Raw genomic sequence first — 19302 nt, forward strand, 5'->3', positions numbered from 1 at the left:
TGTATAGAACAAATACACTCAATAAAATAAAAAGCAAAAGTTGGCTAATTTATATAAGGATAATTGTACTGAATTTATACGATTTTATTTTTATAAATGCTTTTTATTTATTCTAAAAAAAATCCCTCAAGCCGAGTCAAGAGGGAAAGCTGCAAAGCTGTTTTAGTTGTTTATTGTTGTTTTCACAGCACCATCGATGAAGAGATAAACCTTAAGCTGATTTTGCAGTAATTTGATCTTTTTGTGCTTCTTCAATTTGACGAACCAAAGGCAAGACCTTTTCACCGAAATATTCAACTTCTTCAATGAAATGTAAAAAGCCAGATAACACCAGATCTACCCCTACATTTTTGAGTTCAACAATACGTTCAGCAATTTGTTGCGGTGTACCAATCAGATTGGTTTTAAAGCCATCGTTATATTGCACCAAGTCTTCAAAGGTTGATTTTGCCCAGTTACCTTCACCTTCTTTAGATGCTGCACCTGCTTCACGGGTTGCATCACCAAAGGCATTGACCGCTTCAACATTAGCTTGGTCAATAATCTCTTGCAACACCGCTTTTGCTTCTTCTTCAGTATCACGAGCAATGATAAATGCATTGACCCCGATTTTGACTGAGTGATTATTTAGCTTGGCTTTTTCACGAATATCATCGATTTGTTTCTTTAGTTCTTCAGGTGTGTTGCCATTGGTGAAATACCAATCTGAAACACGCGAAGCCATGTCACGTGCAGCACGTGAACTACCCCCTTGGAATACTTCAATATGGGGTTTCTGCAAAGGTTTTGGTTTTAAAGTGTAGTCTTTAAACTGATAATATTTACCATCAAAGCTATAGTTATCCGTTGTCCAAATACCTTTTAACGTACGAATAAACTCTTCTGAGCGAACATAGCGTTCATCATGTTCAGGCCATGGCTCACCAATGGCATCAAACTCGCCACGAAACCAACCACTTACGACATTAATCGCAATACGCCCATTTGTCAGGTAATCAATGGTCGCCAACTGTTTTGCGGCTAAAACAGGTTTCCATGGTCCCGGAAGAATTGCTGCAATCACTTTTAATTTTTCAGTCTTGGCTAAAAGTGCATGACTAAAACTCACAGATTCGTGTTGATTTTCAGCGCCATACCCTGCGGTAAAACGAATTTGGGTGAGGGCATATTCAAAACCACTTTTTTCGGCAGCTTGTGCCAAACGGACATTGTAGTCATAGCTCCAGTCTGTCCGTTGTTCAATATTACTGACCACTAAACCGCCACTGACATTGGGAACCCAATAGGCGAATCGAATTGCTTGGTCATTATTCGATGAAAACTGTGACATATCATAACCCTCAATTTTTATGATTTATTCATAACAAGGTTGCGCTTAAGCAACCTGTGATTGTGGTGTTTTGGATTTTGCATGTAGACGAGACTCTGCCGCATCCAAGTCTGGTATCGCCGCGGAAGGAAGCACATCATCTTGCTCAATCTGTTTGTTGATGCCTAAATTTTGATTGGCTTGTTCTGTTTTGGCTTTTACCACTTCTGCTCGCTGACCTTTTGCAGGCGCCCATTCTAAAATTGGCAATGCACGTGCGACAGCTAAAGTGATACGGTCTTGGATGTGTTCACTTTTAATGGTGTACTCAGGTGTAAAGTCACGATCTGTTGCATAAACACCAATAGGCAGCGTTTGCGCTTGAAAGAAGCTAAATAATGGACGTAACTGATGTTCTAGAACTAAAGCATGACGGTCACTACCACCCGATGCAGCAAGCAATACAGGAACATCGACTAGCGCTGTTTGTTCAACAAAATCAAAGAAATGTTTAAATAAACCAGTAAATGATGCACGATAAACAGGTGTTCCCACGATGAGCGCATCTGCTGCTTCTACGGCAGCTAAGTCATCTTGAACACGTTGTGGCAGTTGGTTGCGATAAATTGCGCCCCCTAACAAATGGCCTATTTCACTGAATTTAATAAAGTGAACATGAATCGGTGTTGCCTGACCCAGCTCATCTAAAATCGCTTGAACCAAACTTTCGGTTTTTGATGGGTTATTTAATCCCCCTGAAACAGCAACAATATTTAATGGTTTTTGTTGAGTATAAATAGACATGTTGGCAACCTAATAAATTGAATCTCGGAATGCCATTCATTAATCTATATTTGGCGAAGCGCTGTAAAATAATGAAAAACAGATTGGTTATCTGTTTTTAAGATAAACCGGAAAGATATGGGATAATGCACGATTTCGTCTTTTAAGTATTTGAAGTTAAATAATATTCTTAAAATGAATAAGTAATTCATTTTTAACTGTTTATTTTATATTTAAAAGTGATATTCAAATCTTAATTTCGATAAATGACCTAAAGAATGTAGGGAATTTTAATTAAAGCCGACAAATTATTCAAAAATTCGTTAATATTTACGTATCCTAAATAGCAATAGTGCGGTTAGAATGAAATAACTGCGCTAGAGATCTCTCGCTTCGCTTATGAATATTTTAATCGTTGATGATCATCCACTGTTTCGCCATGCGTTAATTCAGGCGGTTCGTTATAGTTTGCCACAGGCTCAAATTAGTGAAACTGCGGCTGTTAATGAATTTTATGAGCGTTTGGAAAATGGTCCAGAACCAGATCTCGTCTTGTTGGATTTAAATCTGCCAGGCGCATCGGGTTTCTCTGCATTGGTACATGTTCGTGCACAGTATCCTGCGCTTCCTATTATTGTGGTTTCTGCTCACGAAGATGCGTCCATTATTCAACGTGCAATTGCACATGGCGCAATGGGCTATATTCCTAAATCTGCGCATCCAAGCCATATTGGGGAAGCAATTCGCCAAGTGCTGGATGGTGATATTTGGTTACCGCCAAACTTACCCGCAGCGAATATGAATTTTGACCCGCGTGCCGCAGATGAAACCGCTTTAGCTGAACGTATTCAATCGTTAACACCTCAACAGTTCCGGGTATTGATGATGGTTGCAGAAGGTTTATTGAATAAGCAAATTGCTTATGAACTTGATGTTTCGGAAGCGACCATTAAAGCGCATGTGACGGCAATTTTCCGTAAATTAGGTGTACAGAACCGTACTCAAGCAGTACTTGCAATCAATGCACTCAATATTGAAGAACGAAAAGTTTAAGATTCTTGCTAGTTAAATTTAACCTCAATATATTGAAAAATTACGAGAAGAGTGTATTAAAAAATATGCTCTTTTTTATTTTCTTATTTCTGCATTTCCTCATGTAATTTTATTCTAAATCAAATATTTAAAATTTATATCTAACTTGAATCATCAAGGCATTGTCTGCAATAAAATTTTAGCTTTTATCAAGAGTTAAAAATAGGCGTATACTGAATGGACATGAGGAATAATTATGTCTGAAGCACCTGAATCTACAGCTTATATTGAGTATGGCACTCGGCCTTTTATCGCAATTTTACTTTCATTGTTTTTAGCTGGCTTTGCTGTATTTTCATCGTTGTACTGTGTTCAGCCGATGATGCCGTTTTTGGCAAGTTTTTTTCATGTTACACCAACCCATAGTAGTTTCCCGCTTTCATTTTCCACCATCGCCTTAGCCTTAGGGCTTCTTTTTGCAGGACTGATTTCAGATCGTTATGGTCGTAAGCAGATCATGGCCATTTCTTTATTTTCCACGGCAAGCTTGTTATTGCTGAGTTCATTTTTACCGTATTGGGAGATATTTCTTGCAACACGCATGATGATTGGTTTGGCTGTTAGTGGTGTCGCGTCTGTTGCAATGACCTATATCGGTGAAGAAATTGCACAAAAAGATGTTGGCTTTGCCATGGGACTGTATATTTCAGGTACTGCGATAGGGGGAATGGGCGGGCGTTTGATTGCAGGGGTATTGCTGGATTATATCTCTTGGCAAACTGCGACAATGATTATTGGTCTACTCAATTTATTGATCGCGATTACATTTTACATAGCCTTACCTGCCTCTAAACACTTTAAATCTTATCCCATTCAATTCACACGTTTTATCGAATCCTTTAAGAAAAATCTTTCGGACCCAAAGCTCAGATTATTGTTTGTAGAAGGTTTTATTCTGATGGGATGCTTTGTGACCGTGTTTAATTACATGAGTTATCATCTGTTAGAAAAACCTTTTGAATTATCACAAACATGGATTGGTGTAATTTCGATTGCCTATTTATCAGGCATTTATAGTTCACCTCGTGCAGCCAGTTGGAGTCGTCAATTTGGACGAGGTAAGGTATTGATTGTGATGTTCTCAAGCATGATTCTGGGGTTATGGATGATGCTGATTCCATCACTATGGGGGATCTTGATTGGTCTATTGATTTTTACTTTCTCATTTTTTGCTGCCCATTCCACATCAAGCAGTTGGGTATCGGTACAATCCTTACAATATCGTGCAGTCGGTTCTTCGCTTTATCTATTTTGTTATTATCTTGGTTCAAGTTTCTTGGGCAGCAGTAGTGGTTTAGTCTGGGAAAAATATGGATGGTTTGGCCTAACAGTTACGATGACTTGTGTACTTTGTATCGGGCTCTTGGTGGCTTTAAAACTAAATCAAACGCAGCATAAAGATCAGGCAAAAGTATGAGCGGCTGCATCTAAATAGCGTGAAATAACCTTTTCTATTCAATTTCTCTGCGCTTTTAAACAATGCGCCATAATGAGTAAATTTTCTGTTTTAACGTATGACGAATACCTTTAACATCTTAAAAAGCTATCAATAACAGACTAAATAGAAGACCAAGAAGAAATGTTTACTTTTTAATCAAACAACATGAGTAAAATTCATGGTAAAATGATCAACTTTCATTTTAGATCTCTCCCGATCGCCAACTGCCAATCGAGAAACTCACCATGTCGACCGCTTATACTGCTCAGACAGCGCCTACTGCGTTGTTTGATTATGACAAATATTGGGCATCGTGCTTTGAACCAGCACCATTTTTGCCAATGTCACGCGAGGAGATGGATCAACTCGGTTGGGATAGTTGTGACTTTATCCTCGTATGTGGTGACGCTTATATCGATCATCCATCGTTCTGTTCAGGAATTATTGGCCGAACGCTTGAAGCACAGGGTTTCCGTGTCGGCATTATTGCACAACCAGATTGGACTTCTGCCGAAGCATTTAAAGTATTAGGCAAACCGAATATTGCATGGGGTGTGACTGCGGGTAATATGGATTCTATGATCAACCGCTATACGGCTGACCGTAAAATCCGTTCTGATGATGCATATTCACCAGACAATTTACCCAATAAACGTCCTGACCGTGCTGCAACTGTATATTGTCAGCGTTGTCGTGAAGCATTTCCTGATGTACCCGTATTATTGGGCGGTATCGAAGCATCATTACGCCGTATTGCACATTATGATTACTGGTCAGACAAAGTTCGTCGTTCAGTGTTGATGGATTCCAAAGCGGATTTATTGATGTATGGCAATGGTGAACGGTCTGTTGTTGAAGTTATGCATCGTCTTGCCAAAGGCGAAAAAATTCATGAAATCACTGATGTTCGTGGTACTGCATTTATCGTCAATAAAATTAATCGTGTTTCTAAAGCCAAGTTTGTTGAAATTGCATCGAATGATGTCGATGCGATTGGCCGTGTTGATCCAATCATCAATCCTTATGTGATGACTGAAGATTTAGATGGTTGCGAAATTGAGCAAGGCAAAGGAAATTCTTTAACCCAATACCAAAATTTCCAAAAAGAATTGGTGGCAAATCCTGTTGTTCGTGAAGGTGATCAACTGGATGAAAATACCCAGATTGTACGTTTATTGCCGACATCCAAAGCGATTAAACATAAATTACCGCCGCGTGAATTGGCTGTGATTCGTTTGCCTGCTTTTGAAGAAGTGGCAACGGATCCTGTACTTTATGCACATACCAACCGCATCTTGCATCTTGAAACCAATCCCGGGAATGCTCGTGCATTGGTACAAAAGCATGGTGAACGTGATGTATGGTTAAATGCACCACCGATTCCATTGACCACCGAAGAAATGGATTATGTGTTTGACTTGCCTTATGCGCGTCTACCACATCCAGCTTATGGTGAAGCGCGTTTCCCTGCATTTGATATGATCAAATTCTCTGTAAATATCATGCGTGGTTGTTTTGGTGGTTGTACATTCTGTTCGATTACTGAACATGAAGGTCGTATTATTCAAAACCGTTCAGAAGAATCAATTTTACGTGAAGTTGAAAAAATTCGTGATACAGCCCCAGGGTTTACAGGCATCATTTCAGATTTAGGTGGTCCTACTGCAAACATGTATCGCTTGCAGTGTAAAGATCCTGAGATTGAAAAGAACTGTCGTAAACCTTCTTGTGTGTATCCTGGTGTATGTCAAAATTTACATACTGACCATGCGCCACTTACTCAACTTTATCGCAAAGCACGTTCGCTTAAAGGCATCAAAAAAATTCTGATTGGTTCAGGCTTACGTTATGACCTTGCGGTATTGAACCCTGAATATGTCAAAGAACTGGTTCAACACCATGTTGGCGGTTATTTAAAAATTGCACCAGAGCATACCGAGAAAGGTCCATTGTCGAAGATGATGAAACCGGGAATCGGAACCTATGATCGCTTTAAACAGATGTTTGATCGTTTTAGTAAGGAAGCGGGTAAAGAACAGTATTTAATCCCGTACTTTATCGCAGCGCATCCGGGAACAACGGATTATGACATGATGAATCTTGCGATCTGGCTTAAGAAAAATGGTTTCCGTGCTGATCAGGTGCAAACCTTTTATCCATCACCAATGGCGACAGCGACCACGATGTATCACACGGGGAAAAATCCGTTGGCCAAAGTGGCTCGTTATACCGAAAGTGTGGATATTGTAAAAGGTGAAAAGCGTCGTCGTTTACACAAAGCCTTCTTGCGTTATCATGATCCAAACAACTGGCCATTACTACGTGATGCATTACGTGAAATGGGCCGGGTAGATTTGATTGGTAACTCTAAGCACCATCTGATTCCAACTTATCAACCACAAGGAACAGAAGGGCAATACCAATCTGCGCGTAAGAAAAACTCGACTGTTGATGGTGATTCGCAAAAGCGTACTGGAGATAGTCGTAATTCGCAGGCGAAAACGCAATCGCGCCCTTCCAATACTAAAAAGCGTCCTGAACGTGGTCAAATACTGACGCAACATACAGGTTTACCGCCGCGTGAAACAGGTGATAAAAAACCATTTGCTGGAAATAGCAAAGCAAAGTCTAAGTCAAAAAGTAGAGCTTAGGTACTGTTCAAAATAGTAATAAGAAAGGATGCCTAAGCATCCTTTCTTAAATCAGCAATTGAATAATAAAAATACGCAACTGTGGATAACTCTCTGTAAACTGTTGAAAACTTTAGTGTACTAAAAACACACAATTCTCGAATATCCTTGTCCTACAATAGTACTCAAGATTCATTAAATTCAGTTGTATTCGCATTCAATACACGCTATATATGAGGTGCAATTAAATTCATTTGGTTGAAATACCAAGTGAATAAAACAAATAATAGTTCAATAAATAAGTTAAAAATGTGATTTATTTGATTATTTTGAAAAAGCAAATATGAGAATGCGTCTGGCATATTACAAAATTGAACTGATGAAAAATAGTATCTTTGATACACAAGAACTGGTCGTAGACCAAATTATAATAAAGAATTAGGAAATGAAAAATGGACATGATAATCGTTGCGAGTTTGATATTACTTGCTGTCGTGATTGGTGCTGCTTATAAAGGATTGAAAAATAAGCAACAAGCAGATAGTGCTTTACGAAGAAGAGCAGTATTTAACTCACATGAACAAATTACGTTTACGCGTTTAAAAGAAATTTTACCTGAAGCCAATATCTTGGCTCATGTATCTTTTGATGCCTTGTTAACGACAAAATATTTACATACACGTCGTAAGTATCAGCAAATGTTTGCAAATTTTGTTGTGCTGGACAAAGATTATAAAGTTTTAGCTGTGATTGCTTTAGATGATATCAATGCGATCAAGCGTTCGAATCAAAATACCTATGAAGATGCTTTGTTACAGTCGGCAGGTTATCGCGTGATTCGTTATATGGGAATTCCAGAATATCAGGATTTGCGAGAAGATTTTTTAACAGAATTTTCAGAAATGAGCCATTCGCAAATGTTGGAGGAACATGTACTGGGGAAGTTTGATCTGTACTCAAATCGCGCATATAGTTAATCAAAAAAAATGCATGTTTAAACATGCATTTTTTACGCTTTCCAAAAATTAATAACGAGTTTATTCTGGTTTGACCGCAACAACCGTCATTTCAACTAAAACATCAGGTCGATAAAGTTTTGCTTCTACACAAGTTCTCGGCAGAGCTTGCATATCTGAACACCATGCATCCCAGATTTCGTTCATTCCTGCATAATCATTTTCAATATCTTTTAAAAAAATCATCACAGACATAATATGCTTTTTATCTGTGCCCGCATCTGCAAGAAAACGATCAATGATATCTAAGGTTTGTTGAGTTTGCCCTTTGATATCCAAACTTAAATCCGTAGCCAATTGACCCGCCAAGTGAACTAAATTTCCCGAAATTGCGATTTCAGAAAAGCGTTTTTCTACGTGCAAACGTTGTACAGTCATGATCATTCTCAAAGTTTGTTTATGTTTTAAATTTTACGTCATGATTTACAATCTGCAAATCAACTTTGTTGCTTGTTGGTGAATCTATCTATACGAATGAGAATTTTATACTTAAAAATAATCAAACAGTTATATTCTGGGCAAATAATGAAATTGCCTAAATTTAAAAATTGAATTTGCGCACCACGTAACTGATTTAAACAAAATGCAATTGAACATTGCAGAGGACAAAGTTGTTGCAACTGCTTAAAGTGTTGCTGCTCCTGTGGTATGGAAGTATTCATTGAAATACCTATTATTTAGATTCTATTTTTAAGCCAGTGAATCGCTTTGAGCTATTCACTGTGCCGTTATCAAGCTTGCGGAGGCGTATAGGATTTGAGTTTTTGCTCAGGCTTATTGTTGATTTGATACCAGTCGATATGCCGTGTAATAAACATCACCACAGCAAGTAAAACAAATGAAATGATAGAGCCGATCAGAAAGGTTTTACCTGAAGATTGCAACAGCATATACATTACGGCATAAAGTGAACTCAGAATGATGCTGAATAGGCCAGCGGCTTTAAAACCTTTCATCACATAGTATAGGTACCAACTCATGAGCCCGACACAGGCAATTCCAGCGACGAGGTATGCCCATGCAAAGGCATAGTATTCACTGATTGAAAGTAGTAAGACAAAGAACACTACTTGAGCCATCGCCACCAAAGAATATTGAATGGGGTGAATCCGTAAGCTTTTAAGCACTTCAAAGAGAAAGAAACAAGCAAAGGTGATGATGATAATCACAATACCGTATTTAATCGCACGATCTGTTTGTGTATAGACATTGACTGATTCTAGGAATTCTGTTGATAAACCAATACTTTGAGCAGGTTCACCCATATAAGCTGGCTCTTGGGAAAAATAGCCATTACTAAACTGGCGAATACACTCATTGTTGTCACAATCAATCAATTTACTGATGTTTTGATGACCTAGAGCAATATTTTTCCATTGTGCAGTGAATTGTTGTGGTGTACTGGTTTTTGCAAAGGGTAAGTTTTGTCCTGAATATTTGGTATCCGCCCAATTGCCTTTGGCCTGATAAGTGACACTACGACTGGTTGGGATCAGGGTGAATTTCCCCAGACCCGTAATATTGGCGGTTAAATCAAAAGTGAAACCATTTTGAATGGCATTGATTAATTCAGGATATTTTTTTGCAGAAACATACATAAAGTCAAAACCAGAACTATTACTGCCTTGAGCACTCATTTCAAAAGCATAACTTTTATTGAGCATGTTTAAGTTCGGTTGGGTATCTAAGCCGCGAGGATCATGTACAGGGAAGATAATTTCAGCTCGTTCCCATTGGTAATCTTTCTTTTCAAGTGTTGGTTTTTGGAATACGCCTTTGGCCATGAGATTAGCGGTGTAGCTAATTGCTCGATAGATGGTGCGTTTATAAGTGTTGTCAGAAACATTAAAGTTGGATGACCATTGCGTGCTGTCAGCACTGATATATAGCCATTGTTCCTCAGTACACAAATAGGCCACCTTCTTTTCATCGAGGCAGTTTTTTTGCTCATTGTAGGGTACACGGATATACGGTGAAATCACGGTTTGAGGGCTAATATTGTTTTGTGCAATTTCTTTCAGAAATGCCCGTTGATAATCTTGTCGTTCTGAGACTAGACTGGTAATAAAGAGTAAGCCTATCCAAAATAAGGCAACTAAAATTGCGATTGCAATAATTTTGAATGTAATAAAGTTGGAGCGCATCACTGTTTTCCTTCGCCGTTGTTTTTTGTCAGTGTTGAGTGTGCGAAACAGTAATGTGCTTTGTTTGAGGTGTATCGGTTTTTTATATGAATTTTAAGTGAAGTTTGGCCGTGCTAAGGCAATTGAATTTTTACCAATACACCTTTTTGGTGGGGTTGTAAGATGGTGATTTCATTTCCTTGAATATTGCCAATGTGAATCTGTCCATGGTGTTGTTCAATGACCTGTTTAACAATGCTTAGTCCAATACCAGAACTGCGTTGCTGGCTAATCGGACGAGGCAAGGAAAAATAAGTATCAAACACTTGCGTAAGTGCATAATTTGGAATCCATTCGCCCTCATTAAAAACCTGTAATTCTACTTGCTGGTGTGTTTGACGATGAAGCCGAATCAGGATTTTTGCTGAATCTGCAGAAAAATCCAGCGCATTATCTAAAATATTGGCGAGGGTTTGTTGAATCCAAAACCGATCTGCACCAAGCATACAATTGGCTTCAATATCCAGTAAACACTGGATTTTTTTGGCCTGAATTTGACTGGCATGCTGGTCTAAAGTTTGTTGAATCAGTTCAGATAAATTGAAATTTTGCATTTCAATTTGATGTTTAGATTTTTCCAGACGGGTCAATAAGAGCATCCGATCAATCAGGCTACGTAAGCGCTGGCTTTGTTCATGAATATGCGTGGCAAATTGTTGTTGATCATTTAATGGTAAATCTTCTTTGAGTAGTTCTGCACTGGCTTGAATTGCGGTAAGTGGGCTTTTGAGTTCATGGGTCAGTGTATTGACATAGTGTTCCACATAAGCACGATCTTCGAGTTTTTCTCGCATATTTTCAACTGCTTGAGCAACTTGATTGAGTTCTTTTGCCGAGCGAAAATAGGGGGTTTGATTGACAGGGGCAAGTGCTTGTGCGTATTTACGCACACGGTCAATGCTGTGTTTTAGCCAATAGGCCACCAAACTGGCGAGAAACAGACTGAGTAATGTAATCCAAGCGGCTTGACGGATCAGCTGATTTTCAGCACGCTGAATATAAGGCTGTACTGAAATATTGGGCTTTCCAATACTGACAACACCAATCAATTGCTGTTGTTGACCAACTTGATAATAGATTGGTGCTGCTATAAACATGGTGCTGCTATTGCTGTCCTTTTCATAACTGCGTGTAGAGCGAACGCCGTATTTTCCCTTTAAGGTCAGGTAAACATCATTCCATCGTGAGTAATCTTGTCCTGTAGCGATACCTTGTGAGTCATAAATGACGATACCTTTGTTGTCGGTAATATAGATTTGTTGATTGATCTCATTTTTATTATGTTTCCAGATCGTGGCATTGAGTTTTCGATTCAGCGCTTTTTGAATTTTTTCATCAAACTGAATGGTACTGACTTTATTTTCATAGACATCTTCAGCCACTAACATCGCGATAATATTGGCATTTTCTGCAAGAGTATCTTCTACAACCTGTCGTACATTGGGTTTTACTTGTTGATTGAAGGTATAAGACATAAACCATAACCCCAGCAAGATGATCAATCCAAAGAAGAACCAAATGCGAATAAAAATAGACATGGTTTATCCTTGCCTTTTTAAACTATAGCCAAAGCCTCGATGGGTTTCGATTGGGTCTTGCTCAGGAGAGATCTGCTTGAGTTTATTGCGAATACTTTTGATATGAGTATCGACTGTTCTTTCTAAACTATGTTCAGGGTGTTCCCATACATGATCCATCAATTGTTGACGGCTAAACACCTGTTCAGGGCGTTGAATCAATAATTTAAGTAAGCGATATTCATAGCGAGTCAGCTGCAGTATTGTACCTAAGTAATGGATTTGCAAAGCCTCATCATTGCATTGCCAAACTTTAGCTGGCATTGCAGATAGCTGTGTGTTTGGCTGTGAGGTGTGTTGTAACTGATTCTGTATCTCCATTCTGCGCCAAATGGCTTTAATCCGAGACACAATTTCACGCGAACTAAATGGCTTGGTACAGTAGTCATCTGCGCCAATTTCTAAACCCACAATACGATCTATTTCGTCATCTCGTGCGGTTAAAAATAGCAAGGGTGTGTGATTAAAGAGACGAATTTTTTTACAGACATCAAAACCATTTAAATCTGGTAATCCGACATCTAAAATAATAAAATCAAAGGGTTGCTGTTGAATAAAATCAATGGCTTGCAGACCTGAATTGGCCCAAGTCACTTGCCAGTCTTCTCGTTCAAGTGCGTAACGTAACGGCATAAGAATAGCAGCATCATCTTCTACACATAAAATCTGTTTTTTATTATTCATTGCATTTAAAAACTCATAATCTCAATAGGAGTGTACTCAAATTGAAATACTTAGGCGAATGAATTTTCAGTGAAGTTTAGATGAACTGTTTTATTGTTTGAAATTGGCTGAATGCCTATTGGTGTGGGCTTTTACCCATGTGAATTTCTGAGCGCCCTGTAATCTTCGGATTTGATCGTCACGCCAATCACAGGACAGCAAATCAAAAGTATTGGTGACTTTTGATATCTCGGCAACGACATGGGTAATGTATTGCGGAAAATAGATTACTCTAATTTTGATCAATTTGGGTAAATTTTTATCGAATTATATTTCTTTTGAGTAAAAATTATTCAATTTTCCCACATATCTAAGCAAGGTTAAAAACGATTTTGAAGAATAAAACAGGATGCCAAAGCATCCTGTTTTAACGATTGATTGATCAGGCCATGCCTGAATGGATCAGCGTTTAACTACAATAGAGTCAATACCACTATGTTGTAAGGTTTGTTGGGCAATTACTGCTGCATTTTGTGATTCATAAGGGCCTGAAATCACACGATACCAAGTTTTTCCAGCTTCTGTACTTTGAACCACATCGGCAGATAAACCATTTAAGATAATTTCAGCACGACGTGCATCGGCAGCATCAGGATCATCATAACTACGAACTTGTAAAATATATTCGGGTTGAACAGGTGTTGTACGTTCAGCATTTACACCGACATCAACATTTTCAGATTGAGAAGGCGCTTCAACAATTACTGGTTGTTGTTGATTTCTACTTTCAGGAACAGCTTGTTCAGGAATAGGGGTAACCTGTTGTTGAGGTAACAGATCATAAAAACGATAGTCTTTGTTGGTATCTTCTTGATAATGCTCAGACGTGATTTCGTTTTTGGGTTGGACGGGCGCCCACGGTTTCCAGAGCATCAGTGCGACACCAAAACTTAACACGATTAAAATGACGACAAGCATCCCTAACCATTTAGGAATCAATGGTTGTTTAGGTTTGGTTGGCCTTTCTGAAACACCGCGTTGCGTTTTTCCAAACACGTGGAACCCTCTTATTATGTATTGCTTAGATCGTGTTCAAGCATAGTTTTGCTTGAACACGATGTAAAGTAATGATTTATTACACACTTCAATGCTTACTTTGAGCCAGACCTTGGTCTTGGGAACATGTAAAGCAATTCTTGACTTACATACTTTCAGGTGCAGATACACCCAATAATTCAAGACCATTATGTAAGACTTGTTTGATATTTGCTGAAAGCAATAAACGGGCTTGAGTCAATTCGGCATCATCACCCAATACTTTATTCTCGTTGTACCAACCATGGAATAAAGCAGCAAGTTCTTTCAAATAATTACCAACTTGATGTGGTTCATAATTATTTGCAGCGCGAATAAGGACTTCAGGATAAGCCGCGAGTTTCGCTAAAATTTCAGTTTCAGCATCAAGTTCTAATTTTGCAGCAAATTGACGTGCATTTTCAGTATCAAATTGAATATTTGTTGTTGCTGCTTTTTCTAACATACGGCAAATACGAGCATGTGCATATTGAATATAATACACGGCATTGTCTTTGCTTTGAGATACCGCTAAATCTAAATCGAAATCAATGTGCTGTTCAGATTTACGCATCACATAATAAAAACGTGCTGCATCATTGCCGACTTCTTTACGAAGATCGCGCAATGTCACGAATTGACCTGAACGAGATGACATTTGTACCATCTCACCACCACGCCATAAGCTGACGAACTGTACTAAAAGTACCGTCAATTTAGATGAGTCATAGCCCATCGCATCAATTGCAGCTTTAACACGTGCAATATAGCCATGGTGGTCTGAACCCCAGATATCAACAAGGTCAGTAAAGCCACGTTGTAATTTATTTAAATGATAGGCAATGTCAGAGGCAAAGTACGTGGTTTGTCCATTACGACGTTTGACTACACGGTCTTTTTCATCACCAAATTCAGTTGATTTAAACCAAATGTTGCCATCTTTTTCATAAAGAAAACCACGTTGGTCTAATGTTTGTAAGGCTTCATCAATTTTTTCAGCCAAAGATGCTTCACTAAACCAGTGATTAAACGTTACGCCAAACTCACCAAGGTCATCTTTAATGTCATCTAAAATGGCATGTAAAGCTGCTTGATGGAATACACGATAACCTTCACCCACTAAAGCTTGTGAGTTGTGAATTAAGCCATCAATGTGCTTTTCTTTATCGCCTGAAATAACCACTTTATTGCCATCGGCATCAAGCTCTTCAGCATATTGCACATCTTCTGGAACATCTTTGTAAACATCAGCCACACTACGTACATAAGCATCAGCATGTTTGTCGATGATACCTTGGGCGATTTCTTTAACGTAATCACCTTGATAAGCATTTTTAGGGAAAACTAAAGTTTGGCCGCTTAATTCTAAATAACGTAAATAAGTTGATGTGGCGAGGATGTCCATTTGACGGCCAGCATCATTGACATAATATTCACGTTCAACTTTGGCACCTGTTGCTTCAAGTAAGTTTGCAACAGTCATACCATATGCAGCACCACGACCATGACCTACATGCAGGCTAGAGGTTGGGTTTGCAGAAACGAATTCAACCTGAATTTTCTTGGCTGCATTTGCTTGGGTTTTACCAAATTGTTCTTTTTGTGCTTGGATCTGATCCAACACAGTAAAGCGTTGATCGGCATTTAAAAAGAAGTTGATAAAACCAGGACCCGCAATTTCAGCTTTGGCAATATCAACCACTTCGGGTAAATTTGCCAAAATTTTCTCTGCAAGATCACGTGGTTTCATACCAGCAACTTTAGCGCCCATCATGGCAATGTTTGATGCGAAATCACCGTGGCTTCGGTCTTTAGTTCGCGTTAAAACACTTGTGTTTTTCCAGTCAGATGGAAGAGTCCCTTCAGCTTGTAGGGATTGCACTGCATGATCAAGAGCTGCTTGTATGGCCGTATTCATAATCTATAGAGAAATAAATGTCGCAGAAAAACGCTAAATATAGCAAATTTTGCGCCTTTTAGGTGAATGCATTTGTATAGAATAAAACTTATTCGATAAGAAAAATGGCAGTATGCTCAATTTCACTGTGTATTGGCGTTTAGATTTCAAATGGATTTGACGGATTACACTGCTTTAATCACTGGATAAAAATATGTTTGTGAGTTTTTTAGATCAAATTGATCATGAGAATATAGAAAAAGAACAAGTTATACAGTTATTTGCGAAGATTCAGCCCACAGACTTGGAATATTCAAATTCAGGTTATCTTGCGCTAGATATGCCAAAACAAGGTCAGATCATTTTATTGTTTTGGTGGATAGATACGACTCACTTGATTTTGCGTTACGATAAAAATATCCCTACTGCCCAACAAGGCGAGTCGTGGCTGTCTTGCAATGAAGATCTGAACTTAGCGTTATTTGATGTTGGTGATGACACCTGGCTCCCTTTAAATTCAATTATTTCACTCGATGATGCAATCAATGTGATATCTGAGCTCTATGATCAGCCTTTAAATTTGTCCAATCAAATCAAATGGCAAAATGTGGCCGATGTTATGTGGAAGGATTAATTGTTTCAGGTCTATTAAAAGAATAAAATGTGTCCTGTTGGTAAATTTAGAGCGATATATGTCAAATACTCCTCCCACAATTATTGGCAATATCCCAAAACTCCCTGCAAAATTTGCAGCATGGATTATGCCGTTGTTCTTATCTTGTTTAATGAGTGGCATGGTGTCATTGATTAATATGTTGATCAATGTGGGTTTGATTAACGGATTTTGGGTCAAATGGCTTGCTGCATGGATGGTATCATGGGCTGTGGCATATCCTGTGGTTCTGATTGTTTTACCCTTAGTACGACGTTTAACCGCCGTATTTGTGGATATGCCTAAATAATGGATCTACTCTTTACATGTGACAGGCTTGCTAAGCAATTCAGCATGGCCATTTGTAAAGGTATAAAGTTTGGAATTGTTAAAGATTTTAATCACTTTGGCTTTGCTCAGTGCTGTTTTAAATGTCGGCATTTTTTTCGCATTGACTAAGTCAAATGGATTGCCATAGTTGTTATTGTCGATTAAGAATTGAACTTGACCGGTTTGCGCATCATGTGCTTTAAGCAGCTCTTTGCCATCTTTATCTTCAATCGTAAAACCAGACTTCTGCGAAGGAATCTTACAATTCAAACGCAAATATAGGACGTTTCCATCACTGGATTTGTTCTGTAAGGTGTAAATACCTTGAAGATCATTTTCAATATAGACCCATTGTCCAGTGGGCATATTGATCTTCATTTGTTCTAGTTTTTCGAGGGTGGCTTTACTGACATCAACCACACCTTGTTGATCAACTTCTGGAACTTTGGCTTCGCCTAAGCCCACCATACTTTTGACTTTTTCAGTGGTTTTAGAAACACCAGAAGAGACTTTTTTTGCAGTTTGGCAACCAGTACATGCAATGACTGTGCTAAGAAGGAGTAGAGAGATCTTTGTGTTCATTGTTATTGGTTTAGCTTCATCGTATTTTAAACAAAATAAATCTAAACCGAAAAAAAATCAATGATTGGTCAAAATTGCGTACAAATATGCATTTTAATGGCGGGATCATGACTCATTATTTTATGGAAAAATATTAAATTGCTTAAAAAAGAGAATTTGATCCGCAAAACTGAGAATAATTTATCATTCTGTAAAATACTTTGAATATCATTATCACGTATCTAAATACCCATTTAGTCAAAAATAGGCTTAAGCTTGTATCAGACCAAAGTCGTAGCTTAGCAAAAGATAGAAGCAGGCAGTCTGCTTCAATGAGAATGGAAATGCCAACGGAAACCCTGAAAAAATATCCTCTATATATTCATTATGCAGGTAATGCCTTATTAGAGCTGCCTTTATTAAATAAAGGTTCAGCCTTCACAGAAGAAGAACGAACTCAATTTAACTTACACGGTTTAATTCCTCATGTGATCGAAAGTATCGAGGAACAAAGTCAACGTTCATACCAACAGTTCTGTTCTTTCAGTGAAGCGATCAATAAGCATATTTATTTACGAAATATTCAAGACACCAATGAAACGCTGTTTTACCACCTGATTGAAAATCACTTAAGTGAGATGATGCCGATTATCTATACACCGACAGTGGGTGAAGCATGTCAACGTTTCTCCGATATTTATCGCCGTCATCGTGGAGTATTTCTTTCCTATCCTGACCGTAAATACATTGATGAAATCATTCACAACGTAAACCGTAAAAATGTCAAAGTGATTGTGATCACAGACGGTGAGCGTATTCTTGGTTTAGGCGACCAAGGTATTGGCGGTATGGGAATTCCAATTGGAAAACTGTCTCTTTACACCGCATGTGGTGGTATTAGTCCAGCCTATACATTGCCGATTACCATTGATGTGGGAACCAATAATCAACAATTATTGAATGACCCGATTTATATGGGATGGTCGCAACCTCGTGTCAGTGGGGATGAATACTATGAATTTGTCGATGAAGTGATTGCAGCGGTTAAACGTCGTTGGCCAAAAGCATTGATTCAATTCGAAGATTTTGCGCAAAAAAATGCCATGCCTTTACTTGAAAAATACCGTGATAAGATTTGTTGTTTTAATGACGATATTCAAGGAACAGCGGCAGTTTGTGTCGGTACTTTAATTGCTGCGAGTAGAGCCGCAGGTAAACAGCTCAAAGACCAGAAAATTACCTTCTTAGGGGCTGGTTCAGCAGGTTGCGGTATTGCAGAACAAATTATTGCACAGATGGTTGCTGAAGGGCTGACGGATGCTGAAGCGCGTGCCAAAGTATTTATGGTGGATCGTTTTGGCTTAATCACTGAAAATCAGCCAAACTTATTGGATTTCCAACGTAAACTTGCGCAGAAACCTGAAGATGTTGCACATTGGGGCAATGCTGAGGAAATCATTTCACTGCTTGATGTTGTGAAAAATGCCAAACCAACCGTATTGATTGGGGTATCCGGTCAACCAGGTTTATTTACAGAAGAGATCATTAAAACGATGGCTGAAAACTGTGAATATCCGATTGTATTGCCTTTATCTAACCCAACTTCACGAGTTGAAGCCGTGCCAGCTGATATTATTCAATGGACAGAAGGTAAAGCATTGATTGCGACAGGCAGCCCATTTACCCCAGTGAATTATCATGGTGAAACCTATCAGATTTCACAGTGCAATAACTCTTATATCTTCCCTGGTATTGGTTTGGGTGTGGTTGCAGTTCAAGCAACCCGTGTTACAGACAATATGTTGATGGCTTCAAGTTCAGCTTTGGCCGATTGTTCACCGAAGTTGCAAGATATCCACGCAGATTTATTGCCTGATTTAAATGAATTGCAGCAAGTATCTAAAATTATCGCGTTTAAAGTTGCTAAAGCCGCTATTCAAGATGGTGTAGCACCGATGATCAGTGATGAGCAATTGCTAGAAAGTATTGAACAGAACTTCTGGAAACCAGAATATCGTGATTATAAACGTGTTCCGTTCTAACTTTTATTGATAGGTAATGAAGTTAAAAAGGGAAATTACTAGATAATTTCCCTTT

General features: G+C 38.6%; 17 protein-coding genes. 7 read left to right on the forward strand and 10 right to left on the reverse strand.

From position 1 onward, the window contains the following. Window positions 1-211: 211 nt before the first annotated feature. Both sfnG and msuE read right to left on the reverse strand, forming a co-directional pair. Window positions 212-1330 carry a dimethylsulfone monooxygenase SfnG gene (gene sfnG, locus AC07WY_RS15705; RefSeq protein ID WP_494736680.1) on the reverse strand — a complete coding sequence of 373 codons (1119 nt, stop codon included), beginning with the start codon at window positions 1328-1330 and terminating at the stop codon, window positions 212-214. A 45-nt stretch (window positions 1331-1375) separates the two neighbouring features. Continuing rightward, window positions 1376-2113, reverse strand: coding sequence for an FMN reductase (gene msuE / locus AC07WY_RS15710; RefSeq protein WP_004723461.1), 738 nt, complete (start codon window positions 2111-2113; stop codon window positions 1376-1378). Window positions 2114-2491: 378 nt separating this feature from the next. Between msuE and AC07WY_RS15715 the strand changes: the two genes are divergently transcribed. From AC07WY_RS15715 to AC07WY_RS15730, 4 genes are all read left to right on the forward strand, one after another. After that, entirely contained in the window at window positions 2492-3145 is a 654-nt protein-coding gene (locus tag AC07WY_RS15715; RefSeq protein WP_004823671.1) for a response regulator, read from the forward strand. A 235-nt stretch (window positions 3146-3380) separates the two neighbouring features. Next, window positions 3381-4601, forward strand: a complete 1221-nt coding sequence (locus AC07WY_RS15720; RefSeq protein WP_262087324.1) for an MFS transporter — start codon at window positions 3381-3383, stop codon at window positions 4599-4601. A gap of 266 nt (window positions 4602-4867) precedes the next feature. Beyond that, window positions 4868-7273, forward strand: a complete 2406-nt coding sequence (locus AC07WY_RS15725) for a YgiQ family radical SAM protein (protein WP_166782828.1) — start codon at window positions 4868-4870, stop codon at window positions 7271-7273. Between the two features lie 431 nt (window positions 7274-7704). Further along, window positions 7705-8229 (forward strand): DUF2726 domain-containing protein, encoded by a 525-nt coding sequence (locus AC07WY_RS15730; RefSeq protein ID WP_262087323.1) that lies wholly within the window; start codon window positions 7705-7707, stop codon window positions 8227-8229. Between the two features lie 60 nt (window positions 8230-8289). Here the strand turns inward: AC07WY_RS15730 and AC07WY_RS15735 are convergent, their stop codons facing one another. The 7 genes from AC07WY_RS15735 to argS all read right to left on the reverse strand — a co-directional run bounded on the left by AC07WY_RS15735 (window position 8290) and on the right by argS (window position 15683). Further along, window positions 8290-8646, reverse strand: a complete 357-nt coding sequence (locus AC07WY_RS15735; protein ID WP_056518324.1) for a RidA family protein — start codon at window positions 8644-8646, stop codon at window positions 8290-8292. Between the two features lie 59 nt (window positions 8647-8705). After that, the gene (locus AC07WY_RS15740; RefSeq protein WP_209828918.1) at window positions 8706-8930 is read right to left on the reverse strand and encodes a hypothetical protein; all 225 of its coding nucleotides are present in this window, start codon (window positions 8928-8930) and stop codon (window positions 8706-8708) included. A 69-nt stretch (window positions 8931-8999) separates the two neighbouring features. Then, window positions 9000-10412: a cell envelope integrity protein CreD gene (gene creD / locus AC07WY_RS15745; RefSeq protein WP_494736681.1), complete on the reverse strand. Its 1413-nt coding sequence runs from the start codon at window positions 10410-10412 to the stop codon at window positions 9000-9002. A gap of 113 nt (window positions 10413-10525) precedes the next feature. Next, on the reverse strand, window positions 10526-11989 hold the full coding sequence (gene creC / locus AC07WY_RS15750) for a two-component system sensor histidine kinase CreC (protein WP_262087318.1): 1464 nt from the start codon (window positions 11987-11989) through the stop codon (window positions 10526-10528). Window positions 11990-11992: 3 nt separating this feature from the next. Continuing rightward, window positions 11993-12712 carry a two-component system response regulator CreB gene (gene creB / locus AC07WY_RS15755; protein WP_494736682.1) on the reverse strand — a complete coding sequence of 240 codons (720 nt, stop codon included), beginning with the start codon at window positions 12710-12712 and terminating at the stop codon, window positions 11993-11995. A 441-nt stretch (window positions 12713-13153) separates the two neighbouring features. Then, entirely contained in the window at window positions 13154-13747 is a 594-nt protein-coding gene (locus AC07WY_RS15760; protein ID WP_004723450.1) for an SPOR domain-containing protein, read from the reverse strand. 145 nt (window positions 13748-13892) lie between these two features. Next, window positions 13893-15683: an arginine--tRNA ligase gene (gene argS, locus AC07WY_RS15765; RefSeq protein ID WP_004823680.1), complete on the reverse strand. Its 1791-nt coding sequence runs from the start codon at window positions 15681-15683 to the stop codon at window positions 13893-13895. 193 nt (window positions 15684-15876) lie between these two features. Here argS and AC07WY_RS15770 point away from each other — a divergent pair, with 193 nt between their 5' ends. Both AC07WY_RS15770 and AC07WY_RS15775 read left to right on the forward strand, forming a co-directional pair. After that, window positions 15877-16296: a hypothetical protein gene (locus AC07WY_RS15770; protein WP_262087314.1), complete on the forward strand. Its 420-nt coding sequence runs from the start codon at window positions 15877-15879 to the stop codon at window positions 16294-16296. Window positions 16297-16354: 58 nt separating this feature from the next. Continuing rightward, on the forward strand, window positions 16355-16624 hold the full coding sequence (locus tag AC07WY_RS15775; protein WP_004723447.1) for a DUF2798 domain-containing protein: 270 nt from the start codon (window positions 16355-16357) through the stop codon (window positions 16622-16624). A 5-nt stretch (window positions 16625-16629) separates the two neighbouring features. On the opposite strand, the gene AC07WY_RS15780 is transcribed toward AC07WY_RS15775, so the two are convergent. Beyond that, entirely contained in the window at window positions 16630-17226 is a 597-nt protein-coding gene (locus tag AC07WY_RS15780) for a YfjT/YkfB family phage-associated protein (RefSeq protein ID WP_244014397.1), read from the reverse strand. A 323-nt stretch (window positions 17227-17549) separates the two neighbouring features. Between AC07WY_RS15780 and AC07WY_RS15785 the strand changes: the two genes are divergently transcribed. Then, window positions 17550-19247, forward strand: a complete 1698-nt coding sequence (locus tag AC07WY_RS15785; RefSeq protein ID WP_244014395.1) for an NAD-dependent malic enzyme — start codon at window positions 17550-17552, stop codon at window positions 19245-19247. Window positions 19248-19302: the final 55 nt, after the last annotated feature.

The organism is Acinetobacter sp. GW821-FHT01C12 (assembly GCF_059422625.1).

Coding starts and splice junctions, on each gene's coding strand:
- sfnG (WP_494736680.1), bottom strand. CDS start 1,330: ATGTCACAGTTTTCATCGAATAATGACCAAGCAATTCGATTCGCCTAT.
- msuE (WP_004723461.1), bottom strand. CDS start 2,113: ATGTCTATTTATACTCAACAAAAACCATTAAATATTGTTGCTGTTTCA.
- AC07WY_RS15715 (WP_004823671.1), top strand. CDS start 2,492: ATGAATATTTTAATCGTTGATGATCATCCACTGTTTCGCCATGCGTTA.
- AC07WY_RS15720 (WP_262087324.1), top strand. CDS start 3,381: ATGTCTGAAGCACCTGAATCTACAGCTTATATTGAGTATGGCACTCGG.
- AC07WY_RS15725 (WP_166782828.1), top strand. CDS start 4,868: ATGTCGACCGCTTATACTGCTCAGACAGCGCCTACTGCGTTGTTTGAT.
- AC07WY_RS15730 (WP_262087323.1), top strand. CDS start 7,705: ATGGACATGATAATCGTTGCGAGTTTGATATTACTTGCTGTCGTGATT.
- AC07WY_RS15735 (WP_056518324.1), bottom strand. CDS start 8,646: ATGACTGTACAACGTTTGCACGTAGAAAAACGCTTTTCTGAAATCGCA.
- AC07WY_RS15740 (WP_209828918.1), bottom strand. CDS start 8,930: ATGAATACTTCCATACCACAGGAGCAGCAACACTTTAAGCAGTTGCAA.
- creD (WP_494736681.1), bottom strand. CDS start 10,412: ATGCGCTCCAACTTTATTACATTCAAAATTATTGCAATCGCAATTTTA.
- creC (WP_262087318.1), bottom strand. CDS start 11,989: ATGTCTATTTTTATTCGCATTTGGTTCTTCTTTGGATTGATCATCTTG.
- creB (WP_494736682.1), bottom strand. CDS start 12,712: ATGAATAATAAAAAACAGATTTTATGTGTAGAAGATGATGCTGCTATT.
- argS (WP_004823680.1), bottom strand. CDS start 15,683: ATGAATACGGCCATACAAGCAGCTCTTGATCATGCAGTGCAATCCCTA.
- AC07WY_RS15770 (WP_262087314.1), top strand. CDS start 15,877: ATGTTTGTGAGTTTTTTAGATCAAATTGATCATGAGAATATAGAAAAA.
- AC07WY_RS15775 (WP_004723447.1), top strand. CDS start 16,355: ATGTCAAATACTCCTCCCACAATTATTGGCAATATCCCAAAACTCCCT.
- AC07WY_RS15780 (WP_244014397.1), bottom strand. CDS start 17,226: ATGAACACAAAGATCTCTCTACTCCTTCTTAGCACAGTCATTGCATGT.
- AC07WY_RS15785 (WP_244014395.1), top strand. CDS start 17,550: ATGCCAACGGAAACCCTGAAAAAATATCCTCTATATATTCATTATGCA.